Consider the following 23019-nt stretch of genomic DNA (forward strand, 5'->3'; position numbering starts at 1 on the left):
ACGGCTGCGGGTCGATGCGCAGGCCGAGGATATTGAGCAGGGCGCCGTGCAGCGGTGCTTGCAAGCGGGCGGCGGCATCGGCGTCGCCATCGCCATCGATCTCGGCCCGGCAGACGGCCGCGGCGTCCGTGAAGGCCACGTCCAGCACGACGGGCACGCCGGCAAGCAGGATGCCCTTGCGCAGGCCCGCGGGCGTGACCCGCTCCGCCACGGCTTGCGTATCGCGGCTGTGGAAGGCAATGACGTCGTCGCGGCGGTAGCCGGCGGGCAGGGGGAGGGTCCAGTGCAGCAGGGTCATGGTGGCGAAAAATGAGGGAAGGTAGCAGGGGCGCGTCGAGGGCGCATCGCGTTTCTTGCTTGTCAGGCGTCAGCGCACGCAGAGGTCTGGGTTGGGCGGCGTCAAGGCCGCCGCGTGCTGGATCTGCAGGGCCTCGGGCACGCCATTCTTGACGGCCGTCAGTTCGGCCAGGATGGAAATGGCGATTTCGGCCGGCGTCTTGCTGCCGATGTACAGGCCGATGGGGGCATGCAGGCGCGCCAGTTGCGCGGCGCTGACGTCGAACTGCAGCAGCCGTTCGCGCCGCTTGGCATTGTTGGCGCGCGAGCCGATGGCGCCCACGTAAAAGGCCGGGGATTTGAGCGCTTCCATCAGGGCCAGGTCGTCGAGCTTGGGGTCGTGCGTGAGGGCGACGACGGCGCTGCGGCTGTCGAGCTTTAATTCCAGTACCAAATCGTCCGGCATGGCGTGCAGCAGGGGCACGCCGGGCACGTTCCAGCCGCCCCGGTATTCCTCGCGCGGGTCGCAGACGACGACGTGGTAATCCATGGCCATGGCGATCTGCGCCACGAAGCGCGACAGCTGGCTGGCGCCGATGATCAGCAATCGCCAGCGCGGGCCGTGCTGGGTGGTGAGCACGTCGTTGTCCAGGGCCAGCACGGCGCCCGGCGCGGCGCGCTGCAGGGTGACCGCGCCGCTGTGCAGATCGAGGCGGCGTTCGACCAGTTCATGCGCTTCCAGGCGCGCCAGCAGTTCGGCCACGCCGCTGCCCGCATGCAGCGGTTCGATGGCCAGCTCGATGGTGCCGCCGCAGGGCAGGCCGAAGCGGTGCGCCTCGTCGGCGCTGATGCCGTAGCTGACGATTTCCGGCCGCGTGCGCACGATGCCGTGCAGGCGCACCGTATCGATCAAATCATCTTCGATGCAGCCGCCGGAGACGGAACCGACCACCGTGCCATCGTCGCAGATGGCCAGGGTGGCGCCCACGGGGCGGGGGCTGGAGCCCCAGGTCTTGATGACGGTGACGAGTTCGCAACGGTGCCCGGCGGCGAGCCAGGCGGCGCTGGTTTTCAGAACTTCAAGGTCGATGCTGTCCATGGCGGGCGCGGGTTGCATGCCGCATGTTTGCGGCAAAGTATGGAATAGGTTTCAAGATTGTGGATATACTACCTGTTCCACCACCCTGCGGAGAAGTTTCATGTCAAATGAAGTCAAGACGCAAGAAGAGGGTATTCCCAAGTTCGGCAAGCTGCTCGTTGTGCTGTTTCTTGCCGTGGTGTTTTGCGGCGCCTTGACCTGGATCATGGGCACCTATTTCCCGAACTTCCCCGGCGCCTGAGCAAACCTGCTGCTCGTCGCGCTTGGCGGCCTGCGATGCTCACCGGCTCGGCGCCCCCGTACTAAAGTACGGCTGCGCTTCTTGGCCACAAATCACTGCCGCTCGCGACGGTTTGGTCAGGCGCCTGCCTTTGTCAGGATTAAGGCTTGAGTGGTTTCTTGGCCGCCTGCTTGGCGCGCACGTCGGCCACGGCGCGGTTGATGGCGGCCATGCGCGAGTTGGTGCCCGGGTGCAGGGCCGTGTAGCCGTTGGCGACCGTGGCCGGCACTTGCGCGGACAGGCGCTGCCAGAAGCTGGCGGCGTTGTCGACGTTATAGCCGGCGCGCGCCAGCAGGTAGATGGCCAGGGTGTCGGCTTGCACGTCGAGTTCCTGCGGCATGGCCTTGATGCCGGCGGCGCCCGTCAGCATCGACACGTCGGGCTGCACGGCACCGAGGCTGTCGATGATGCTGCCGGCCGTACCGGCCGTGTGCTGGCTGCGCGCGTGGTCGAGGATGTTGTGCGCCATTTCGCGGGCGATGACGAAGGCGATGCCTTCGTCGTTTTGCGCCGCATTGACCATGCCGCGCGTGAGCATGATGCGCGCGCCGTCCGAGTACGCGTTGACATTGTCCGCATTGCCCAGGGCGACGCGGAAGGCGCAGGCGCGCGTGACGGGAATTTTGAGGTCCTGCTGCTGGCCGTCGCGGGCGATGGTCATGTTCAGGCTGGCGCTTTTCGAGGCCAGCGGGCCGACGATGGCGCCGAACGGGCCTTCCGCCTTGGGACCGGCTGGCAGGGGCTTGCCTTCGGCGGCCAGCAGGGCGTCGCCCTTGCGCAGCCCGGCGCGCGCGGCACCGCTGCCCGGCAGCACGCCGGACACCTGCATCTGCTCGCCGTAGCCGAGTGCCGCCTGGGCCGCGTCGGCATAGATGCCGGGGTAGGAATATTTGTTCTGCGCCGTGAAGCCCAGCAGGTTGCGCGCATACGTCTTGCACAGGTCCGCATTGTTGATCAGCAGGGGCGCCGAGACTTTCGACAGGCGGTCCTGCAGCGCCACCATTTTCACCAGGTCCTCCTGCGCCGCCTTTTGCTGCGCCGTCAGGGCGGGCGCCTCGGGCGCCGGCACGACGTTGAACGGGCCGCTGACGTGCGTGGCCGGCGTGGTGCAGCCGGTCAGGATGGCCGCACTGGCCAGCAGGAGGGGAGTGGCCAATCGGCGCAGCGAAGTTGGGGCTGGGATCAGATGGCGTAAACCTGGCATAAACTATTCCTTCTTGTCGCTCCTGACCACACCTGCTGCGCGGCGCGATTTGCGGCCTTCGATGCCTGCTGCCTCGGCGGCCCCGTGCTTTCGCACAGCTGCGCCTCCCGGCCGCAAATCACATCCGCTTGCTATGGTTTGTCAGTCGCTGTTAATGTTTGCCGGTGCTGCCGAAACCGCCAACACCGCGTTCGCTGTCGCCGAATTCCTCGACGACGTTAAAGCCCACTTGCAGCACCGGCACGATAATCAGCTGCGCCAGGCGTTCCATGGGATTGAGCGTGAAAGCGCTCTGGCCCCGGTTCCAGGTCGATACCATCAGCTGGCCCTGGTAATCGGAGTCGATCAAGCCTACCAGATTCCCCAGGACGATGCCGTTTTTGTGGCCCATGCCGCTGCGCGGCAGGATCATGGCCGCATACGAAGGGTCGCCGATGTGGATGGCCAGGCCGGTGGGAATGAGCACGGTCTGGCCGGCTTCGATGGTGATGGGCGCATCGATGCAGGCGCGCAGGTCCAGGCCCGCGCTGCCCGGCGTGGCGTAGGCCGGCAGCAGTTCTTTCATGCGGACGTCGAGGATCTTGATGTCGATATTTTTCATTAATCTAACTAAGCTAAGTCGTACAAAAGGGATTATTTAAGCAGCGAATTTTTTGCCAGCCGCTTGGAGATTTCCGAAATCAGCTGGCGCGCCAGGTTCAGTTTCGACGCGCGCGGCAGCACGGTATGGCCTTCTTCGTCGAAGAGGATGATGGTGTTGTCGTCCTGGCCAAAGGTGTTCTGGCCGATATTGCCAACCAGCAAAGGAATCCCCTTCTTTTCGCGCTTGACGGAGCCGAATTCCACCAGGTTTTCCGATTCCGCGGCAAAGCCCACGCAATACGGGTAGCCGGCCAGGTTGGTGCGCGCCGCCACGGTGGCGAGGATGTCGGGATTCTGCGCGAAGACCAGTTCGGGCACGGAGCCGTCGGCCTGCTTCTTCATTTTCTGCTCGCTGGCGTTGACGACCCGCCAGTCGGCCACGGCGGCGACGGCGACGAAGACATGCTGGTCGTCGACGTGGGCCAATACCGCATCATGCATCTGCTGCGCGCTTTGCACATTGATGCGGCGCACGCCGAATGGCGCGTCCAGGGCCGTGGGGCCGGAAATGAGCAGCACCTCGGCGCCCGCCTCGCGCGCCGCGCGCGCCACCGCATAGCCCATCTTGCCCGAGGACAGATTGGTGATGCCGCGCACCGGGTCGATGGCTTCGAACGTGGGGCCGGCAGTGACGAGCACGCGCTTGCCCGCCAGGACCTTGGGCTGGAAGGCGGCGACCAGCTCCGTCAGCAGCTGTTCCGGTTCCAGCATGCGGCCCAGGCCCGTTTCGCCGCAGGCCTGCTCGCCGGCGGCGGGGCCGAAGATCTGGATGCCGTCATCGCGCAGCTGCTGCACGTTGCGCTGCGTGGCCGGGTTCTGCCACATTTCCACGTTCATGGCCGGCGCCACCAGCAGGGGCAGGTGGGCGGGACGAGCCAGGCACAGGGTCGACAGCAGGTCGTCGCACACGCCGTGCGCCAGCTTGCGCATGAAGTCGGCCGAACACGGCGCGATGAGGATGGCGTCCGCGTGGCGCGTCAGGTCGATATGCGCCATGTTGTTGGCGATGCGCGCATCCCACTGGCTCGTGTGCACGGGGTGGCCCGACAGGGCCTGCATCGTCACGGCCGTGATGAAGTGGCTGGCCGCCTCCGTCATGACCACCTGTACCGTGGCGCCCGCGCGGGTCAGCGCGCGGCACAGTTCCGCCGCCTTGTAGCAGGCGACGCCGCCCGAAAGTCCCAGGACGATTTGTTTGCCGGACAATTCCATGCCGTTCTCCCGCTTGTTTATTTGTTTACACGGCGCAGTTCATCGATGATGAACAGGGCCGCGCCGATGCAGATGGCGCTGTCGGCGATGTTGAAAGCGGGGAAGTGGCCCCAGCTCTTCCAGTGGAAATCGAGGAAATCGACGACGTGGCCATACACGAGGCGGTCGATGGCATTGCCCAAGGCGCCGCCGAGTATCAGCGCCAGGGCCCAGCAGAACATGCGCTGGCCCGCGTGCTTTTTCAGCAGGTAGATGATGTAGACGGCTGCGGCCAGGGCGATGCCGGTAAAGAAATAGCGCTGCCAGCCGCCCTGGTCGGACAGGAAGCTGAAGGCGGCGCCCTTGTTATACGCCAGTACCAGGTTGAAGTACGAGGTAATGACCTTTTCCTGGGCATAGCTGAAGGTTTTCAGTATCGTGATCTTGGAGATCTGGTCGAACAGGATGACGATGGCTGCAACGCCCAGCCAGGGAACCAGGGACGATGACGAGGACGATTTCGATGAAAAACGGTTTTTAGTGGCCATATTTTTCCAGGGAAGATAAAGCCGCCGCTGCCCTTGCAGGCAGCGGCGGTGGGAGCGGGGCGGGATGACTCCCGCCCCGGCTTGCTGCTGTATTAAGCGAAACGGCGCGATTCGCCCTTGCCAAACAGGTTGCTGACGCAGCGGCCGCACAGGGTGGCATGCGCCGCATCCGTGCCCACGTCGCTGCGGTAGTGCCAGCAGCGCTCGCACTTCGGCGCCGCCGACGCGGCCACGAGCACTTCCTCGGCCGCTTCGTCGGCCACTTCGACAACGCTGGCCTGCGAGGTGATGAAGACGAACTTCAGGTCGTCGCCCAGGGTGTTCAACAGCTTGTACTTCATCGGCGCGGCCTTGATCGTCAGCTCCGCCTGCAGCGAGGAGCCGATGGCGCCCGAGGTGCGCAAGTCTTCCAGCTGCTTCGTCACGTCCGCGCGCACGGCGCGCAGGGCCGTGTATTTCTCCAGCAGGTCGGCGGCGTCCGACACTTCCGGCAACTGCCACCAGGTTTGCGTGAAGATGGTTTCATCGCTGGCGGCATACGCTTCCGGTCCGGCGAAGACGGCCCACGCTTCCTCGGCCGTGAACGACAGGGCCGGAGCCATCAGGCGCAGCAGGCTTTGCGTGATGTGCCACAGGGCCGTCTGCGCCGAGCGGCGCGCGTGGGACGTCAGGCCCGTCGTGTACAGGCGGTCCTTCAGGATGTCCAGGTAGAAGCCGCCCAGGTCTTCCGAGCAGTATGTCTGCAGCTTCGACACGACCGGGTGGAACTCGTAGCGCGCGTAGTTGTTCTCGATCTGCTGCTGCAGGGAGGCCATGTTGGCGATCGCATAGCGGTCGATTTCAAACAGTTCAGCCACCGGCACGGCGTCCGTGGCCGGATTGAAGTCCGAGGTGTTCGCCAGCAGGAAGCGCAGGGTGTTGCGGATGCGGCGGTACGATTCCGTCACGCGTTTGAGGATTTCGTCGGAGATCGACAGCTCGCCCGTGTAGTCGGTCGAGGCGATCCACAGGCGCAGGATGTCGGCGCCCAGGGTGTCGGAGATCTTTTGCGGCGCCAGGGTGTTGCCCAGCGACTTGGACATCTTCTTGCCTTCGCCGTCGACCGTGAAGCCGTGCGTCAGCAGGGCCTTGTACGGCGGCCGGCCGTTCAGCATCGACGACACGAGCAGCGACGAATGGAACCAGCCGCGATGCTGGTCCGAGCCTTCCAGGTACAGGTCGGCCGGGAATTGCAGCTGCGTCGAGTGCGAACCGTGCGCCTGCGGGCCGCCCAGCACCGTCTGGTGCGTGGCGCCGGAATCGAACCACACGTCCAGCGTGTCCTTGTTCTTGGCGTAGATGGCCGCCTCGTCGCCGATCAGGTCAGCCAGGTCCAGCGACTGCCATGCCTCGATGCCATCCTTTTCGATCAGCTTGGCCACCTGCTCCAGCAGTTCCGGCGTGCGCGGATGCAGGTCGCCCGTTTCCTTGTGCACGATGAAGGCCATCGGCACGCCCCACTGGCGCTGGCGCGACAGGGTCCAGTCGGGACGGTTGGCGATCATGCCGTGCAGGCGCGCCTGGCCCCAGTCCGGGAAGAACTCGGTGTCGGCGATGCCTTTCAATGCCGTCTCGCGCAGGGTCGCGCCGCCGTCCTTCGGCGTCACGTCCATGCCGGCGAACCACTGCGACGTGGCGCGGTAGATGATCGGCGTCTTGTGGCGCCAGCAGTGCATGTAGCTGTGGTCGAACATCTTGACTTCGAACAAGGCGCCCGCTTCGCGCAGGGCATTGCAGATCGGTTTCGACGCTTCCCAGATGGTCATGCCGCCGAACAGGGGCAGGGTCGACGCGAACTTGCCGTCGCCCATCACCGGCTTGATGATGTCGTCGTCCTTCATGCCGTGCGCCTTACACGAGATGAAGTCGTCCAGGCCGTAGGCAGGCGCCGAGTGCACGACGCCCGTGCCGCTTTCCGTGGTCACGTATTCGGCCAGGTACAGGGGCGACAGGCGGTCGTAGAAGGCGTCGGACGCGTGCAGAGGGTGGCGGAAGCTGATGCCGGCCAGGGCCGCGCCGTCGCAGGTGGCAATCGTCGTGCCGTCGAGCTTGAAGCGCGCCAGGCTGGCCACGACCAGGTCCTGCGCCAGGATCAGCAGCAGCGACTGGCCATCGCGCTCGGTCTTCACCAGCGCATATTTCACTTCCGGGTGCACGTTGAGCGCCTGGTTCGACGGGATGGTCCACGGCGTGGTGGTCCAGATGACGATGAAACCGTTCTCGGTCGGCAGCGACGGCAGGCCGAAGGCGGCCGCGAGTTTTTCCGGCTCGGCGAACTTGAAGCCGACATCGATGGCGGGATCGCGCTTTTCCGCGTATTCCACTTCCGCCTCGGCCAGCGCCGACTGGCAGTCGAAGCACCAGTTGACGGGCTTCAGGCCGCGGTAGACGTAGCCTTTTTCCAGCAGCTTGCCCAGCGCGCGCAGTTCGTCCGCTTCATTGCCGTGCGCCATGGTCAGGTAGGGGTTGTCCCACTCGCCCAGCACGCCCAGGCGGATGAAATCCTTCTTCTGGCGCTCGACCTGCACGTTGGCGTAGGCGCGGGCCTTTTCCAGCACTTCGGCTGTCGGCAGGTTCTTGCCGTGCAGTTTTTCGATCTGGATCTCGATCGGCATGCCGTGGCAATCCCAGCCCGGCACGTAGGGCGCGTCGAATCCGGCCAGCGAGCGCGATTTGACGACCATGTCCTTCAGGATCTTGTTGACGGCGTGGCCCAGGTGGATGTCGCCGTTCGCATATGGCGGGCCGTCATGCAGGATGAATTTCGGCCGGCCGGCGGCAGCCTTGCGCACGCGCTCGTAGATTTTCTTGTCTTGCCATTGCTGCACCCACTGCGGCTCGCGCTTGGCCATGTCGCCGCGCATGGGGAACGGGGTTTCCGTCATGTTGACCGGGTATTTGCTTTCGGGCTTCTTGTTCTGCTTGGGCGTGGCTGGCTTGTTTTGATCGGACATAGTTTTCTTTACTGGTATTGAATATGTTGTGCTGCGGGTGTGTGGCGGCGCGGGCGCCGCCAGGCGGCGGAGTTGGCCAGGATCAAATTCGGTCGGTGGCGGTGACGGCGCCGCTGCGCTGTTGAAAATAGGCGCGCGCCTGGTTCGAGTCGCGCTCGATGGCGGCCGTCAGGGTGGGCAAGTCGTCGTACTTTTCTTCGTCGCGCAGTTTTTGCAGGAATTCCACGCGCACCAGCTTGCCGTAGCAGGATTGATTGAAATCAAACAGATGCACTTCCAGCAAGACGCGGCCGCTGTCGTCTACGGTGGGGCGCACGCCCAGGCTGGCCACGGCCGGCAGCGGCAGCGGTCCCAGGCCGTGCACCTGCACGATGAATATGCCGGACAGGGCAGGGCGGTGCGCCACGCGCAGGTTCAGGGTGGGGAAGCCCAGCGTGCGGCCCAGCTTCTGGCCGTGGATCACATGGCCGGAAATGGCGTACGGGTGGCCCAGCAGCTGCGTGGCCAGCGGGAAATCGCCGGCCGCCAGCGCCAGGCGCACGGCCGACGAGGAAATGCGCGTGCTGCCATTCATGACGGTGGGCAGGGTTTCCACGTGGAAACCGTACTGGCGGCCCGCTTCCTGCAGCATGGCCACGTCGCCGGCGCGCCGGGCGCCGTAGCAGAAGTCGTCGCCGACCATCAGCCACTTCACGTGCAAGCCGTCGACGAGGACTTTTTCCGTGAATTCCTGCGGCGTCAAGGCGGCGAACTGGGCGCTGAAATGCTCGACGACGACGCGGTCGATGCCGGCGTCGTCCAGCGACTGCAGCTTGTCGCGCAGGTTGGCGATGCGTTGCGGGGCTTTCGACAGGTCGCCCGCGCGCTGCGCGAAGAATTCGCGCGGATGCGGTTCGAATGTCATGACGGCCGCCTCGATGCCGAGTTCGGTTGCTGCTTCGCGCACGCGCGCCAGCAAGGCTTGATGGCCGATGTGGACACCGTCAAAATTGCCGATGGTCAGAGCGCAGGGCGCTCGTGCCTGGGCATTGGGAAGTCCGCGGAATACCTTCATAGGAATCTGATGAAAAACTGTGCCAAATGGGGGATTATACGGACTGTTTCAGGGATGCACAGCCGCAAGGGCGGCCAGAGCGGTAATTTCCCCCCTGAAACGGACAAAAAGCGCTGCCAGCACGGAGCGGGCAGCGCTTTTGGGCAAACCACGTCGGCAACGTGGTTCGGCGTCGAACCCAGCCCTGGCGCAGCAGCTTGGGTTCGGGGTCTGATTACTTCAGCATCAGGGACCAGTAGCGGGCCAGGTCAGCCGCGCCATCCGTGCCTTTGACGGCTTTCAGGGCGCTCTGGGCATTGGCTTTCTTGCCAGCCACGCCGTAAGCGATACCCAGGTGCAATTGCGCTTCTTCCGGATACTTGGCCGTACCCAGTTTCACGGCCTGGTTCATCAGGTCCAGGCCTTTGTCGGTCTGGCCGTCGTGGACGAGGGCGAAGCCCAGCTTGCTCAAGCTGTCGGCGTCCTTGTTCTTCACGTACTCGGCTTCCGACTTGGCGGCGCCGGCTTTCAGGTCAGCTTGCGTCTTCAGGGCCAGGTCTTTCAGGCGCTGATGGCGGGCCGCATCGGCGCCCACGCCCAGGATGCCTTTCTTGTAACCCTGGTCGATGATCTTCAGCGCTTCGCCTGGATTGCCTGCTTGCAATGCCAGCTGGCTGATTTCCATGTATTCCGACGGCTTGGTGAACAGGCCGTTGGCCAGGCGCAGACGCTGCACGTCCAGGCCCAGGCGTTGCGAGAAGCCAGGCTTGCCCGAGACGCGGTTCAGCAGGTCAGCCCAGTAGCTGGTCTTGGGATAGTTTGCCGCCAGTTTTTCCAGGGTAGCAACATAGCCGGCCTTGTCGTTTTGCTTCAGCTGGATGTTGGCCAGCATTTGCAGGCTGCCTTCCGAGTTGCCGCCGCGCGATTGCAGTTCTTTCGCTGCTGCCGCGTAGTTGCCGCTCGAGTAGTAGGCCTGGATCAGGTAGTCGCGCGTTTGCGGATCTTCCTTGTCCTTCAGGGAACGGTTGAACCAGGTGATGGCATTCGGCCAGTCCTTGGCGCGGTAATACATGCCGGCCAGGCCTTGCGTGAATTTGGGGGCTTCGGCGGCGCTCAGGCGGCCGGAATTGATGACGGCTTCGAAGGCCTTGATGGCGGTGGCGGTGTCGCCGGCGCCAGCGGCTGCCGAGGCGCGCACGCGTTCGATCTGGTAGCTTTCAAAGGCGGTCTTGCCGCCGACGCTGTCAGCTTCGCGCAGCTTGGCCAGCGCTTCCTTGTTTTTGCCGCTGCTAGCGAGTTTTTGCGCTTCTTGCAGTGGCTTGCCCACTTCGGCACGCACGGTGTCCGCGGCATATGCCAGCGAGCCCAGGCCGATTACGGGAGTTGCTGCGGTAAAACCGATAGCGGCCATGACGAGGCCGAGATGAGCGAGACGAAACTTGGACATGAGAAAGTCTTTCAGTAAAAAGCGAATAGGCAGGAAGTCCTGCCTATTCGGATGTAAAGAGAACCTGATGCAACAGCTTACTGGAATTGCTCGTTGCCGACCAGACCGATTTTGGTCACGCCCAGACGCTGCGCCGACGCCATCACACCGGCGACGACTTTATATTCCACCAGCTTGTTCGGACGCAAATGCACTTCCGGCTGATCTGCTTGCGCAGCGATGTTGCTCAGCTTGGCTTCCAGCGAGGCACGGTCAGGAACGACCTGATTGTCCCACAAGATGGTGCCGTCAAAATCGACATCAATCGTGACGACCACTGGTTCGGTTGTCGGTGGCGGCGGGGTGCCGACCGGCATGTTCAAGTTCACCGAGTGGTTTTGCTTAGGAATCGTGATGATCAACATGATAATCAGCACCAGCATCACGTCGATGAGGGGCGTCATATTCAGTTCCATCATTGGTTCCGGATCCGCGCCTGCTGCGCTTCCCGAACCGACATTCATACTCATAGTGTTTCCTTTAAGAAGTCCAACGAAGCACCGGGCGCTACTGCCGCCCGGTCAGCTTCCGCCAGTGACGCCCCTCGTCTTGCCGGGGCGCCCCTGTCAGCCGCTATCAGCCCTTGTCAGGTGGTTCGGTGATGAAGCCGACCTTCTGGATCCCGGCACGTTGGGTCGTGTAAATAACCCGGCCGATCGATTCGTAGCGTGTTTCTTGGTCGCCACGAACGTGTACTTCCGGCTGCGGTACTTTCACTGCTTCAACTTTAAGATAATCGAACAGTTCGTTCGTGTCTTTCAGTCTGGTCTGGCCCAGGTAAATCTCGCCGTCCTTGTTAACAACGATGTTAACGTTCTCTGGCTTGGTTTGCAGGGCTTGATTGGCCTCAATCGGCAGATCGATTTTCTGCAGCTTAAGGACAACCGGACTCGTGATCAAGAAAATGATCAGCAAAACCAACATGATGTCGACAAGCGGCGTCGTGTTGATTTCTGACATTACCTGATCTTGTTCTCCGCTGTCGGAGCCGACGGACATCGACATGATTCTTATCCGATCTTTTTAGCGCCGGCAGCACGGCCAGCTTCGCTGGTGGACATTACGCCGGAAACCAGGACCGAGTGAACGTCGGCGCTGAACGAGCGGATGTCTTCCATTGCGGTTTTGTTACGACGTACCAACCAGTTGTAACCCAGAACGGCAGGAACAGCGACCAGCAGACCGAAAGCCGTCATGATCAGTGCTTCACCAACTGGACCAGCCACTTTGTCGATCGACGCGTTACCGGTCATGCCGATAGCGGTCAGTGCGTTGTAAATACCCCAAACGGTACCGAACAAACCGATAAACGGTGCGGTCGAACCAACGGTTGCCAGGAACGACAGGCCATCTTGCAGACGCGATTGAACTTTGTCCGAAGCGCGCTGGATCGACATCGTCACCCAGGTCGACAGATCGATTTGTTCCAGCAGGGCGCCGTCATGGTGTGCGGTTGCCTTGGTGCCCGATTCAGCGATGAAGCGGAATGGCGAACCTTCTTCCAGGGTTGCCGAACCAGCAGCGATCGAAGGTGCTTTCCAGAATTTGGCAGCAGCTTCTTTAGCTTGCTTGAAGATCTTCATTTGATCGATCAGCTTGGTGATGATGATGTACCAGGTACCGATCGACATGATGACCATGATGATCAGGGTAGCGCGTGGCACGAAACCGCCGTCCCATACTGCGGACAGGCCGAACGGGTTGTGGACTTCTTCGGTTTTGGCTGGAGCGGCGGCATCGGCGGCTGGAGCGGCGGCGTCTGCTGCTGGAGCTGGTGCTGCTGGAGCAGCGTCTGCCGCAGGAGCCGAAGCGGCTGCCGATGCTGGCGCGTCAGCGAATGCTGGTGCTGCTACCAGAGCGGTAGTAGCGGTGACGGACAACAGAACCGCGGCAAAAAATGCGGACAAACGGGTATTCTTAAACATGCTTCCTCCAAAATTAAAAATAACAGATCGCTGAACGTAATGACAACGAAATCATAGTGTGAGACAGGGGATAACTGCCTCGGGTTTTAATCCAGCGACCAAACGTATTGCATTTGCTGCCAGCCTTGTTCCGGCTTGCCGTCGACTGTTGCCGGCTTAAATGTACAGCGGCTGATGCCTTGCACCGCAGCTCTGTCCAGGTCTCTGAAGCCGCTTGACTTCACGATCTTCGAATCAGCGACCTTGCCGTCCACGCCGATCAGGAACGACAGCGTCACGACACCGGTTTCCTCATTGCGCTGCGACGACTTTGGATACTGCGGTTTTTCGCAGACGCTGAAGTCAACCACGGCCGGTGTACGCACCGATTTGGCTGGTCCAGGAGTTGGCGCAGGCTGTGCAGGCGGTGCTGGCGGTGCCAATACATTCGTGGCTGGCTTCACAGCAGTCGTATTTGCAATCACGTTCTGTTGTGGTGGCGGCTGCTGCACGTTCACCTCGACTGGCGGAATGAATGGCGGCGGTGGTGCCTTCATTTCTGGCGGCGGTGGTGGCGGTGGAAGATCCTTCGGTGGAGGCGGTTTGACTTCCTCGATAATCTTGGTTTCAACCGGTTCCATCATTTTGGTGACCAACCGCTTGCCCAAGCCCGTCACGATCCCGTAAGCCGCGAGAACGTGCAGCAGGACAACGATAGTGATGCCTGTGTAGTTCTTGGGACTTTTCTCGTTCGAAAAATTCATGCCTGCTTTCTCCAAATACCATCTCTTGTCTTGCAACTGAACCCCAAAATGACGACACAAAGCTCCAGCCGTATCCGGGACGTCGCCGAATTATACATACGAATTCTTTATTTTACACAGATTTTTAACGCCTAAAACCGGTTAAATTTTTGGCGCTTTTGCGCCCTGAAAACGTACTTGCTTATGCCATCTTTGCACGCTTTCGGACATAAAAAAAGGCGGTCTTATCGGTTTTTTACAGCCGTTTTGGGCTACCACTGCTAAGTTCTTCGATGTGTCGATATGGCGGAATTATATTTCGTGATATCCAATATGGAAACAGCTAAATTTGGAGAAAAATATTTCTCTTTGGAAATATTTTGCCGCGGAACCAGACCACTTAGCCTTGCAGGCGCACCAAACAGGTGCGGAAAGCACTTTGCACAGGTCAAAAAAAGCGGCCCCGGAAACCCTTCCGAGGCCGTTCGGCCATACTGAATTCCTATGTGGGCATAGGGTGCGCTTATATTCTTGCTAAAATTATTGCCAAAAAATCATTTCACGGGCGCGCCGCCGCATCGTCGCGGCGGTTGCGTTTTTCGCGTCGGCAATTCAAGGTGCCCAGCACGGCGCCCTGGGGATCGACCGTGTCGAGATGCACGTCGAAGCCCCACAGCCGTGCCACGTGCTTGAGCACTTCCGCCGCCTGCTGGTTCAGGGGACGGCGCTGGAATTGCGTGTGGCGCAGGGTCAGGGCGCGGTCGTCGCGCGTGTTGACGGACCAGACCTGGATGTTCGGCTCGCGGTTGCCCAGGTTGTACTGTTCCGCCAGCTGCTGGCGCACGTAGCGGTAGCCGGCGTCGTCGTGGATGGCGGAGATGGCCAGTTTTTCATTCTTGTCGTCGTCGAGCACGGCAAAGAAGTGGAATTCGCGGATCAGGCGCGGCGACAGGTACTGGGCGATGAAACTTTCATCCTTGAAATTGCGCATGGCAAAGTCCAGGCTCTTGCGCCAGTCGCTGCCGGCCATGTCGGGAAACCAGGCGCGGTCCTCCTCCGTCGGGTGCTCGCAGATGCGGCGGATGTCGCTCATCATGGCAAACCCCAGCGCATACGGATTGATGCCGCTGTAATAGGGGCTGTCGATGGGCGGCTGGTAGACCACGTTGGTATGGCTTTTCAGGAATTCCATCATGAAGCCGTCGCCCACGACGCCTTCGTCATACAGCTGGTTCAATATCGTGTAGTGCCAGAAGGTGGCCCAGCCCTCGTTCATGACCTGGGTTTGCCGCTGCGGATAGAAATACTGGGAAATCTTGCGCACGATGCGTACCATCTCGCGCTGCCACGGTTCCAGCAGCGGGGCGTATTTCTCGATGAAGTACAGCAGGTTTTCCTCCGGTTCGGGCGGGAAGCGGGGCACGGCCTTGCGCTGGTCTTCCTCTTCCTCCTCATCCTCGCGCCGGGGCAGGGTGCGCCACAGCTGGTTGATCTGCGACTGCACATACTCTTCGCGCTCTTTCTGGCGCGCATATTCCTTCGCCATCGACAGCTTCGCCGGGCGCTTGTAGCGGTCCACGCCGTAGTTCTGGATGGCGTGGCAGGAGTCGAGCAGCAATTCCACGGCATCGACGCCATGGCGCTGCTCGCATTCGCTGATGTAGTTCTTGGCAAACACCATGTAGTCGATGATGGCGTCCGCATCCGTCCAGGCGCGGAACAGGTAGTTGCCTTTAAAAAAGGAATTGTGGCCGTAGGCCGCATGCGCGATGACCAGCGACTGCATGGTCAGGCTGTTTTCCTCCATTAAATAGGCGATGCAGGGGTTGGAGTTGATGACGATCTCATAGGCCAGGCCCATCTGGCCCCGCTTGTAGCTTTTCTCGGTGGATAAAAAATGCTTGCCGAAAGACCAATGGTTGTACGAGACGGGCATGCCGACGGAGGTGTAGGCATCCATCATCTGCTCGGCCGTGATGATTTCCAGCTGGTTCGGATAGGTGTCGAGGCCGAACTGTTTCGCCACGCGGCGGATTTCCTCGTGGATTTGCTCGATCAGCTCGAACGTCCATTCCGACTGCTCGGGCAGGGCGTTCGGGTGGCGCAGGCGCACGAACGGCTCGCCCGGGGTGCTGCTGGCGCGGTCAAAGGCTGCACTCATCATTTCACCTGTTTCTTGAACAGTTCGCGGAAGACCGGATAGATATCGGCCGGCGTGACGATCTTTTGCATGGCGAAATGGGCGTGATGGTCGAGCACGCCCGCATATTGCTCCCACAGGTTTTGCTGCGGGCCGTCCGTGATCTCGACGTAGGTGTAGTACTGCACCTTGGGCATGATGGTATTGATCAGCAACTGGCGGCACAGCACGGAATCGTTGTCCCAGTTGTCGCCGTCGGAGGCCTGCGCCACGTAACTGTTCCACTGGCCGGCGCCATAGCGCTCGTCGATGATGGTGTTGAGCAAGTGCAAGGCGGACGACACGACGGTGCCGCCCGACTCGCGCGAGTTGAAGAATTCGTGCTCGTCCACTTCCGCCGCCGCCGTGTGGTGGCGGATGAAGACCACCTCGATCTTGTCGTAGGCGCGCTTGAGGAACAGATATAACAGGATGAAGAAGCGCTTGGCCGTATCCTTGCGCGATTCGTCCATGGAGCCGGAGACGTCCATGATGCAGAACATCACGGCTTGCGTCATGGGCTTGGGTACCTTGATGCGGTTGCTGTAGCGCAAGTCGAACGGGTCGATGAAGGGGATGGCCAGCAGGCGCGTGTGCAGGTGGTGGATCAGCCGGCGCAGTTCGACGACCAGCGGGTCGCTGTCGGGCACGCCTTCGTGCAGCAGGGCGGCCAGGTCTTCCTCGGCCTGCGCCAGCTGCTTGCGGGCGCCGCCGCCGACGGCGATGCGTCGTCCCAGGGCGCCGCGCAGGGAGCGCAGCACGTGGATGTTCGATGGCGTGCCCGACATATTGTAGCCGGCGCGCTGGTTCTTGAATTCCGTGGTGGCCGTCAGCTGGGTCTTCACCATGTGCGGCAGTTCCAGGTCCTCGAAGAAGTAATTCATGAATTCTTCGCGCGACAATTCGAAGATGAAGTCGTCTTCCGTCGTCTCGTCGCTATTGCCTGCCTTGCCCCGTCCGCTGCCTCCGCCGCCTTTCGGCCGCGCGATCTGGTCGCCCTTCAGGTATTCCTTGTTGCCGGGATTGACCACTTCCCACACGCCGCCATGCGCGTGGCCAAATGACGGTTCGCCCACGTCCTTGACGGGGATGCTGACTTTCTCGCCGTTTTCAACGTCCGTGATCGAGCGCCCCTTGATGGCGCGCCCCACGGCATCCTTGATCTGGCCCTTGTAACGCCGCAGGAAACGCTCGCGGTTGACGGCGGATTTGTTCTTGCTTTGCAAGCGCCTGTCGATGAGATATGTCAAAGGGTGCCTCCTTGCTTCTCGTCCTGCGCGCCCCGCCTGTCGCCGGGCGGGAGCGCGCCCCCGCTGTCCGCGCTAGGATGACTTGCGCACGCGCAAGTACCATTCGCATAACAGGCGTACCTGCTTGGCCGTATAGCCTTTTTCCACCATGCGGGCCACGAAGTCGGCGTGCTTGTTGGCATCGTCGGCGCTGGCCTTGGCATTGAAGGAAATCACGGGCAGCAATTCCTCCGTATTCGAGAACATCTTCTTCTCGATCACGGTGCGGAACTTTTCATAACTGGTCCAGGCGGGATTCTTGCCGCCGTTCGACGCCCGCGCGCGCAGCCCGAAGTTCACGATTTCATTGCGGAAATCCTTCGGATTAGAAATGCCCGCCGGTTTTTCGATCTTTTCCAGTTCATTGTTCAGCGATTCGCGGTCGAAGCTTTCGCCCGTGTCCGGATCGCGGTATTCCTGGTCCTGTATCCAGAAGTCGGCGAACGTCACGTAGCGGTCGAAGATGTTCTGCCCGTATTCGGAATAGCTTTCCAGGTAGGCCGTCTGGATCTCCTTGCCGATGAATTCCACGTAGCGCTGCGCCAGGTGCTCTTTAATATAGGAGAAGTAGCGCTGCTCCAGTTCCGGCGCGAACTGCTCGCGCTCGACCTGCTGTTCCAGTACATATAATAGATGCACGGGATTGGCGGCCACTTCGGAATTGTCAAAGTTGAACACTTTGGACAGGATCTTGAAGGCAAAGCGCGTTGACAGGCCGTTCATGCCTTCATCCACGCCCGCGTAATCGACGTATTCGTGCATGGACTTGGCTTTCGGGTCCGTATCCTTGAGGTTTTCGCCATCGTAGACGAGCATCTTCGAGAAGATGCTGGAGTTTTCTGGGTCCTTCAGGCGCGACAGGATGGCGAACTGCGCCATCATGCGCAGGGTGCCGGGCGCGCACGGGGCTTTTTCCAGCGAGGAATTGGCCACCAGCTTGTCGTAGATCTTGATTTCGTCGGACACGCGCAGGCAGTACGGCACCTTGACTATATAGATACGGTCAAGAAATGCCTCGTTGTTGCGGTTGTTCTTGAAGGTCTTCCATTCCGACTCGTTCGAGTGGGCCAGGATGATGCCGTCGAAGGGGATGGCGCCGAAGCCTTCCGTACCCTTGTAGTTGCCTTCCTGCGTGGCCGTCAGCAAGGGGTGCAGCACCTTGATGGGCGCCTTGAACATTTCCACGAATTCCATCAGGCCCTGGTTGGCCAGGCACAGGCCGCCCGAATAGCTGTAGGCGTCCGGGTCGTCCTGCGCGTAGTCTTCCAGCTTGCGGATGTCGACCTTGCCCACCAGCGAGGAAATATCCTGGTTGTTCTCGTCGCCCGGTTCCGTCTTCGAGATGGCGATCTGCTTCAGCACGGATGGATAGCGCTTGACGACGCGGAACTGGTTGATGTCGCCATTGTATTCATGCAGGCGCTTGACGGCCCAGGGGCTGGGGATGTTGCGCAGGTAGCGGCGCGGTATGCCGTAATCCTCTTCCAGTATGGTGCCGTCCTCTTCCTCGTTGAACAGGCCCAGCGGCGATTCGTTGACGGGCGAGCCTTTCAGGCAATAGAAGGGCACGTGTTCCATCAGCGACTTGAGCTTTTCCGCGATCGATGACTTGCCGCCGCCCACTGGCCCCAGCAAATACAGGATCTGCTTGCGCTCTTCCAGGCCTTGCGCCGCGTGGCGGAAGTAGGAGACGACCTGCTCGATGACTTCCTCGGTGCCGTAGAACTCGCGGAAGGCGGGATAGATCTTGATGATCTTGTTGGCGAAGATGCGCGACAATCGCGTGTCGTTGCGCGTGTCGACCAGCTGCGGCTCGCCGATGGCGGCCAGCATGCGTTCGGGCGCGCTGGCATAGGTCAGCTTGTCCTTCTTGCACAGGGCCAGGTATTCGGTGAGCGACATTTCCTCTTCCCGGGTGCGCTCGTAGCGTGCTGCGTAGTTATCAAAAATGGTCATGTCAATGTCCTTTAATGTAAACCTGAACTGCCAGTCACCATGGCCGCCCGCCTGGCACTCGCCTGGGCTTGCCGCTTGAACTTTTCCTGTACCCCGTATCGATTTTTATTGTTGTTTCAAGCCCGGCTGTCTTTGCGAGTCCGGATTGCCCGGACCAAAAAACTGGCGCTTGATGCCGTGTGCTGACGTGGCCAGCCGGCCTTTTTGTTGATGACGATAGCGCTTGATGCACCTACCTTTACCCCATGAAATTAATTATTGCTCTAAAGGATCAGGAAGTCAAAAGATATGTCGTAATATCCTTAATACTTGTGTGTAAATTGTTGATTTGATTGGATAAATCATCAAATTTTCCAGCGTTTTCAATGAACTTTTTTCTGCCTCTTGAATCATCATACGACAATTCGCCAGCGTGTGCCGGGGCCGCGCCGCCGCCGGCCGCTGCACCGTCGCCATGCCGCTGCCGCCGGCCCCGCGCCGGTGCGGCGCGCCATCTTGCGCTAAGATGCCTGCATGTTTGATGGCCGCCGCTACCGCGCGGCTCCTGCAGCGCGCCTGGCGCCTGCATGCCAGCATTATTTATCGATACCCTATAAGGAACTCCCATGATGAACCCCCAATTGCGCGCGATCGTCCGCGGCATGCCGAAAGCCGAACTGCATATCCATATCGAAGGCTCGCTGGAGCCGGAACTGATTTTCGCACTGGCCGAGCGCAATGGCGTGCCGCTGGGCTATGAATCGGTAGAACACTTGCGCAGCGCCTATGCTTTTACGGATTTGCAGTCTTTTCTCGACATTTATTACGCTGGCGCAAGTGTCCTCCTGAAAGAGCAGGATTTCTATGACATGACGCAAGCCTACCTGCAACGTGCCGAAGCGGATAACGTCTTGCACACGGAAATCTTCTTCGACCCGCAGACCCACACGGCGCGCGGCGTGGCCATGGCCGACGTGATCAACGGCATCCATCGCGCCTGCCAGGACAGCCCCGTCAGCGCCAGCCTGATCCTGTGCTTCCTGCGCCACCTGAGCGAGAAAGAGGCATTCGACACCCTGGAAGACGCCTTGCCGCACCGCGACAAATTCATCGGCATCGGCCTCGATTCGTCCGAGGTGGGCAACCCGCCCGAGAAATTCTCGCGCGTGTTCGCCCGCTGCCGCGAGCTGGGCCTGCACCTGGTGGCCCACGCGGGCGAGGAAGGCCCGCCGGCCTATATCCGCACGGCGCTCGACGACTTGCAGGTCGAACGCATCGACCATGGCGTGCGCTGCCTGGAAGACGCGGACCTGACGGCCCGCCTGGCGCGCGAACAGATCGCCCTGACCGTGTGCCCCCTGTCGAACACCAAGCTGCGCGTGTTCGACCAGATGCATGACCATAACCTGGTGCAACTGCTCGACGCGGGCCTGCTGGCGACGGTGAACTCGGACGATCCCGCGTATTTCGGCGGCTACATGAACGACAACTTCGACGCCATCTTCGATGCCCTGCCACTGGGCCTGGCCCACGCGCAGCGCCTGGCGCGCAACGGCTTCATCGCCGCCTTCCTGCCGCAGGCGCAGAAGGAAGCCTTCCTTGCCACCGTCGATGCGTATTTCGCGCAGCACGCCGCCGCCCACGGCGCCACGCAGTAAACCTTCATAAAGACCCGCCGCCCATGCTCCGCCTCTCCCTGAAAATGACCGGCCGCGACTGGCGCGCCGGGCAACTGCGATTCCTCCTCGTCGCGCTGATCGTGGCCGTGGCGGCCCTGTCGGCCGTGGGCTTCTTCGTCGACCGCCTGCGCGCGGGCCTGAACCGCGACGCGCACCAGTTGCTGGGTGCCGACCTCGTCATCAGCGCCGACCAGCCCGTCAATCCGGCCTGGCGCGCGGAAGCCGCCAAGCGCGGCTTCATGCTGGCCGACACGGTGACGTTTCCCAGCATGGCGCAGGCAGGCGAGGGCGAGCAGTCGAGCTCGCAGCTGGCCTCCGTCAAGGCCGTCTCGCCCGGCTACCCGCAGCGGGGCAAGCTGAAAATCACGACGAGTGTCAGCGAGGCGCAGGATGCCGTGGGCCGGCCCACCAGCGAGGTGCCGGCGCCGGGCACCGTGTGGGTCGATGCGGCCATCCTCTCCAGCCTGAACGCGAAGCTGGGCGATACCCTGACACTGGGCGACAAGGCCTTTACCGTCACCCAATTGATCGCGGCCGAACCGGACCGCGGCGCTTCCTTCCTGAACTTCGCTCCCCGCGTGATGCTGCCCCTGGGCGACCTGGCCGCCACGGCGCTGGTGCAGAACGGCTCGCGCGTGAGCTACCGGCTGCTGCTGTCGGCGCCGCCCGCCAGGGCCGGCGAGATTGCGCAATATCAAGCCTGGCTGGAAAGCCAGATCAAGGCGCAGGCCATCAAGGGCGTGCGCATCGAATCGCTGGAATCGGGCAGCCCGCAGATGCAGTCCACCCTGGACCGCGCCGACCGTTTCCTGTCCCTCGTCGGCCTGCTGTCGGCCATGCTGGCGGCCGTCGCCGTGGCCATGGCGGCGCGCCGCTTCATGCTGCGCCACCTCGACGCCTGCGCCATGCTGCGCTGCCTGGGCCTGACGCAGAACCAGGTGACGGCCATGTATGTGATCGAATTCCTGCTCGTCGGCCTGGCCGGCAGCGTGGTGGGCGTGGCGGTGGGTTTCGGCGGCCACCTGGTGCTGCTGGAACTGCTGGGCAAGCTGGTGCAAAGCGACTTGCCGCCCGTCTCCCTGCTGCCCGCCCTGCAGGGCATGGCCACCGGCATGCTGCTGTTGCTGGGCTTTGCCCTGCCGCCGATTTTGCAGTTACGCAATGTTCCCCATAACCGCGTGATCCGCCGCGAACAGGAACCGCCGCAGGCGCTGGCCCTGGCCACCTACGGCCTGGGCATCGCCGCCTTTGTCGTGCTGCTCTTGTGGCAGGCGGGCGACGTCAAGCTGGCCTTGCTGACGGCGGCCGGCTTCCTCGGCGGCTTCGGCCTGTTCGCGCTGGCCGGCTGGCTGGGCATCCGCTCGCTGAAGACCCTGCGCGGCGCCTTCAATCACCAGGGCTGGCGCTTCGCCGTCACGTCCCTGCAGCGCCGTCCGGGCGCCACCGTGATCCAGGTGGTGTCGCTGGCCCTGGGCCTGATGGCCTTGCTGCTCCTGACGGTGGTGCGGGGCGACTTGATGGTGGCCTGGCGCAACGCCACGCCGCCGGACGCGCCGAACCGTTTCATGATCAATATCCTGCCGGAACAGAAAGACCCCATCGCCGCGCGCCTGGCCCAGGCGGGCGTGGCCAACGCCCCCCTGTATCCGATGATACGGGGGCGCCTCGTGGCCGTGAACGGCAATCCCATCACGGACGCGACCTACGAGGACGACCGCGCCAAGGGCCTGGCCGACCGCGAATTCAACCTGTCGACGATGACCACCATGCAGGAGGAAAACAAGCTCGTCGCCGGCAAGTGGTTCAGCGCGGCGCCGGGCGCGCCGGCCGAAGCGTCGGTGGAAGAGGGCATCGCCAAGACCCTGAAGCTGAAACTGGGCGACAAGCTGCGCTTCGACATCGCCGGCCAGAGCGTGGAAGCGGCCATCACCAGCTTGCGCAAGCTGGAGTGGGGTTCGATGCGCGTCAATTTCTTTGTCATCATCAACCCGGCCGCCATGGCCGACACGCCGCAGACGTGGATCACGGCCTTCCACCTGCCGCCGGCGCAGGCGGACCTGGGCAACGCCCTGCTGCGCGAGTATCCGAACCTGACGGTGGTCGACGTGGGCGGCGTGCTCAAGCAAATCCAGGGCGTGCTGGACCAGGTGGTGACGGCCGTCGAATTCCTGTTCGCCTTCACCCTGGCGTCGGGCTTGCTGGTGCTGTATGCGGCCCTGATGGGCTCGCAGGACGAGCGCACGCGCGAGGCGGGCCTGCTGCGCGCCCTGGGGGCCACGCGGCGCCAGCTGGCGCAGGCCCAGCTGATCGAGTTTTCCCTCGTCGGCGCCCTGGCCGGCTTGCTGGCGGCATCGGGCGCGGCCGCCATGGGTTGGGCGCTGGCGACGTACCAGTTCAAGTTCGCCTGGAGCTTCGCGCCCGGCGTGTGGGCCTTCGGCCTGCTGGCCGGCGCCCTGTGCGCCATCGCCGGCGGCTGGCTGGGCTTGCGCAACGTGCTGAAACATCCGCCGCTGCAAACCCTGCGCGAAGGCTGATGCC

General features: G+C 62.1%; 19 protein-coding genes and 1 pseudogene. 3 read left to right on the forward strand and 17 right to left on the reverse strand.

The window, feature by feature from the left end:
* Together EBS11_RS23835 and EBS11_RS23840 are read right to left on the reverse strand one after the other, a co-directional pair.
* A pseudogene (locus tag EBS11_RS23835) lies at nucleotides 1–298 on the reverse strand (DNA-3-methyladenine glycosylase 2); the annotation flags it as partial.
* Between the two features lie 69 nt (nucleotides 299–367).
* Nucleotides 368–1375: an XdhC family protein gene (locus EBS11_RS23840; RefSeq protein ID WP_290607190.1), complete on the reverse strand. Its 1008-nt coding sequence runs from the start codon at nucleotides 1373–1375 to the stop codon at nucleotides 368–370.
* Between the two features lie 100 nt (nucleotides 1376–1475).
* On the opposite strand from EBS11_RS23840, the gene EBS11_RS23845 reads away from it, so the two are divergent.
* The gene (locus tag EBS11_RS23845) at nucleotides 1476–1616 is read left to right on the forward strand and encodes a hypothetical protein (RefSeq protein ID WP_180977326.1); all 141 of its coding nucleotides are present in this window, start codon (nucleotides 1476–1478) and stop codon (nucleotides 1614–1616) included.
* A gap of 139 nt (nucleotides 1617–1755) precedes the next feature.
* Here the strand turns inward: EBS11_RS23845 and EBS11_RS23850 are convergent, their stop codons facing one another.
* The 15 genes from EBS11_RS23850 to EBS11_RS23920 form a co-directional block, all read right to left on the reverse strand.
* Nucleotides 1756–2811 carry a M48 family metalloprotease gene (locus tag EBS11_RS23850; RefSeq protein WP_365956084.1) on the reverse strand — a complete coding sequence of 352 codons (1056 nt, stop codon included), beginning with the start codon at nucleotides 2809–2811 and terminating at the stop codon, nucleotides 1756–1758.
* Between the two features lie 199 nt (nucleotides 2812–3010).
* Complete coding sequence (gene dut, locus EBS11_RS23855; RefSeq protein ID WP_290607145.1) at nucleotides 3011–3460, reverse strand: dUTP diphosphatase; 450 nt, start codon at nucleotides 3458–3460, stop codon at nucleotides 3011–3013.
* Nucleotides 3461–3492: 32 nt separating this feature from the next.
* On the reverse strand, nucleotides 3493–4713 hold the full coding sequence (coaBC, locus tag EBS11_RS23860; protein WP_290607147.1) for a bifunctional phosphopantothenoylcysteine decarboxylase/phosphopantothenate--cysteine ligase CoaBC: 1221 nt from the start codon (nucleotides 4711–4713) through the stop codon (nucleotides 3493–3495).
* A 17-nt stretch (nucleotides 4714–4730) separates the two neighbouring features.
* Nucleotides 4731–5240, reverse strand: a complete 510-nt coding sequence (gene lspA / locus EBS11_RS23865) for a signal peptidase II (protein WP_290607149.1) — start codon at nucleotides 5238–5240, stop codon at nucleotides 4731–4733.
* Nucleotides 5241–5332: 92 nt separating this feature from the next.
* A complete protein-coding gene (ileS, locus tag EBS11_RS23870; protein WP_290607151.1) occupies nucleotides 5333–8233 on the reverse strand; it encodes an isoleucine--tRNA ligase in 2901 nt (966 codons plus the stop codon).
* Between the two features lie 82 nt (nucleotides 8234–8315).
* The gene (locus EBS11_RS23875) at nucleotides 8316–9287 is read right to left on the reverse strand and encodes a bifunctional riboflavin kinase/FAD synthetase (RefSeq protein WP_290607153.1); all 972 of its coding nucleotides are present in this window, start codon (nucleotides 9285–9287) and stop codon (nucleotides 8316–8318) included.
* Nucleotides 9288–9501: 214 nt separating this feature from the next.
* Nucleotides 9502–10713 (reverse strand): tetratricopeptide repeat protein, encoded by a 1212-nt coding sequence (locus EBS11_RS23880; protein ID WP_290607155.1) that lies wholly within the window; start codon nucleotides 10711–10713, stop codon nucleotides 9502–9504.
* 77 nt (nucleotides 10714–10790) lie between these two features.
* Nucleotides 10791–11222: a biopolymer transporter ExbD gene (locus EBS11_RS23885; RefSeq protein WP_290607156.1), complete on the reverse strand. Its 432-nt coding sequence runs from the start codon at nucleotides 11220–11222 to the stop codon at nucleotides 10791–10793.
* Between the two features lie 106 nt (nucleotides 11223–11328).
* Entirely contained in the window at nucleotides 11329–11757 is a 429-nt protein-coding gene (locus tag EBS11_RS23890; RefSeq protein ID WP_131371532.1) for a biopolymer transporter ExbD, read from the reverse strand.
* A 5-nt stretch (nucleotides 11758–11762) separates the two neighbouring features.
* Nucleotides 11763–12677 carry a MotA/TolQ/ExbB proton channel family protein gene (locus EBS11_RS23895; protein WP_290607160.1) on the reverse strand — a complete coding sequence of 305 codons (915 nt, stop codon included), beginning with the start codon at nucleotides 12675–12677 and terminating at the stop codon, nucleotides 11763–11765.
* 86 nt (nucleotides 12678–12763) lie between these two features.
* Nucleotides 12764–13420: an energy transducer TonB gene (locus tag EBS11_RS23900; protein ID WP_290607162.1), complete on the reverse strand. Its 657-nt coding sequence runs from the start codon at nucleotides 13418–13420 to the stop codon at nucleotides 12764–12766.
* Nucleotides 13421–13958: 538 nt separating this feature from the next.
* Nucleotides 13959–15560, reverse strand: a complete 1602-nt coding sequence (locus EBS11_RS23905) for a SpoVR family protein (RefSeq protein ID WP_290607192.1) — start codon at nucleotides 15558–15560, stop codon at nucleotides 13959–13961.
* Nucleotides 15560–16828, reverse strand: a complete 1269-nt coding sequence (locus EBS11_RS23910) for a YeaH/YhbH family protein (protein ID WP_290607164.1) — start codon at nucleotides 16826–16828, stop codon at nucleotides 15560–15562. Before EBS11_RS23910 ends, EBS11_RS23905 begins: the two co-directional genes overlap by 1 nt.
* Before the next feature lie 72 nt (nucleotides 16829–16900).
* Nucleotides 16901–18823 carry a PrkA family serine protein kinase gene (locus EBS11_RS23915; protein WP_290607166.1) on the reverse strand — a complete coding sequence of 641 codons (1923 nt, stop codon included), beginning with the start codon at nucleotides 18821–18823 and terminating at the stop codon, nucleotides 16901–16903.
* A gap of 279 nt (nucleotides 18824–19102) precedes the next feature.
* Nucleotides 19103–19399 (reverse strand): hypothetical protein, encoded by a 297-nt coding sequence (locus EBS11_RS23920; protein WP_290607168.1) that lies wholly within the window; start codon nucleotides 19397–19399, stop codon nucleotides 19103–19105.
* 29 nt (nucleotides 19400–19428) lie between these two features.
* Between EBS11_RS23920 and EBS11_RS23925 the strand changes: the two genes are divergently transcribed.
* Nucleotides 19429–20460: an adenosine deaminase gene (locus EBS11_RS23925; protein WP_290607171.1), complete on the forward strand. Its 1032-nt coding sequence runs from the start codon at nucleotides 19429–19431 to the stop codon at nucleotides 20458–20460.
* A gap of 23 nt (nucleotides 20461–20483) precedes the next feature.
* A complete protein-coding gene (locus tag EBS11_RS23930) occupies nucleotides 20484–23015 on the forward strand; it encodes an FtsX-like permease family protein (RefSeq protein ID WP_290607173.1) in 2532 nt (843 codons plus the stop codon).
* The last annotated feature ends 4 nt before the right edge of the window (nucleotides 23016–23019 follow it).

The sequence above is a fragment of the Janthinobacterium sp. genome (assembly GCF_009923995.1).
Taxonomy (GTDB): domain Bacteria; phylum Pseudomonadota; class Gammaproteobacteria; order Burkholderiales; family Burkholderiaceae_D; genus Janthinobacterium.